Here is a 1700-nt window from a genome sequence, read left to right on the forward strand (position 1 = left end):
GGCCAGACTAACCGCTTTACCGAGACGGGGACGCTCGCGGGTTTCGCGGATAAAAGCTTGAAATTGACTAAAACCACCCCATTCGTGGAGATAATTAGCGATCGCATTGAGATGTTCCAGATATTCAGACTCGGAGAGGGGAAAAGAAGCTTGTTCGAGATATTTCCACATTACCTGGACATGAACCTTATCTTTGATGCGTCGTAGCTGGATATCGTAGGAACGACCCCATTTTTCTAGTAATAATTGCTGTAAGTCCACACCCGTCATGGTTGCTATCGCTTCTCAGATGTCAGTCGGCCTCTTGATTTTATCACAAATGTCAGGGGAGGACCCTCGGTTTTACCGAAGGGATGAAACCTGAACAACATAGAACAGCAAAGCACAACGATCAGATATCTCCACTTGATCGGATAGTTTCAACCTGTTGAACTTTACTCCACTGTGACACTTTTGGCTAAATTGCGCGGCTGATCCACGTCTAAACCGCGACGGGCTGCGATATGATAGGAGAGCAATTGTAGGGGAATTACTGTTAGAATTGGCGATAATAATTCTTCAATTTCCGGCACATACAACAAATCATTAAAGACTTTTGGCGCTTCCGTATCGCTGTCGGCAACTACTCCCAATAATCGCGCATCCCTTGCTTTTGCTTCCTGTGCATTGGAGAGAACCTTATCATAAACTATCCCCGGCATAGCAATCGCTACTACGGGAACTTTTGCATCTAAAAGCGCGATTGGTCCGTGTTTCATTTCTCCGGCTGGATAGCCTTCCGCATGAATATAACTGATTTCTTTGAGTTTTAAGGCCCCTTCTAAGGCAATGGGGAAATTAATCCCCCGTCCCAAGAAAATAAAGTCTTGGGTGTCATTAAATTCATGGGCCAATTCTTCGATCGCTTTTTCCTGTGTTTCTAAGACAGTTTCGATCGATCTTGGCAGCGATCGCATTCCATTAATAATTTCCTCGATTCTCTCTAAAGACAAAGTTTGACGACGATAGGATAAATCCAAAGCTAAGAGATAAAAACCCAATAATTGTGCCGTAAAACTCTTAGTTGCCGCCACCCCGATCTCGATTCCTGCTTGGGTATTAATAATCTGATCGACCATTTGTGCTAGGGTACTTTCGGGGCGATTAGTAATACCGATAATCCGGGCCTGATATTTTTTTTCTAATCCTAAACGACGCTGTTTTTCCGTTTCCAAAGCCGCTAAAGTGTCGGCTGTTTCCCCCGATTGCGTCACCCCGATAGTTAAAGTATTGGGCATCAGGGGCGTGGGTGCATAGCGAAATTCCGAGGCGTACTGTACCCTGGTGGGAATACCTGCCAACTGCTCGATCAAGTATTTACCGACTAAACTAGCGTGCCAACTGGTTCCACAGGCTAAAATCTGAATATGTTCTAAATTATCGTAAATTTCTTCAGAAAAATTAATATTTATCGGGTTGACATTATCCTCATTTTGTGCTGTCCAATGGGGATGCAGATAGGTTCCTAAACAGTCGCGCACCACTCCGGGTTGTTCGTAGATTTCCTTGAGCATGAAGTGACGATAACCCTGTTTTTCTACGGTCGTCGGACTCCAATCGAGGACTCTGGGGCTTTTACGGACTCTTTTGCCCTCAAAATTATAAATTTCTACTCCCAAGGGTGTTAACCGAGCGATTTCGCCATTATCCAGGGACAGCAC

2 protein-coding genes are annotated in these 1700 nt (G+C 44.8%); both read right to left on the reverse strand.

Annotated features, from left to right (window positions below; genetic code table 11):
• A partial coding sequence (locus PX481_RS29300) for a DUF3067 family protein (protein ID WP_288097491.1) occupies positions 1–270 on the reverse strand: 270 nt, incomplete at its 3' end.
• Positions 271–434: 164 nt separating this feature from the next.
• Positions 435–1700 (reverse strand): glutamine--fructose-6-phosphate transaminase (isomerizing) (gene glmS / locus PX481_RS29305; protein ID WP_288097493.1); only part of this gene is annotated, 1266 nt, incomplete at its 5' end.

The organism is Microcystis sp. M53603_WE2 (genome assembly GCF_030065435.1).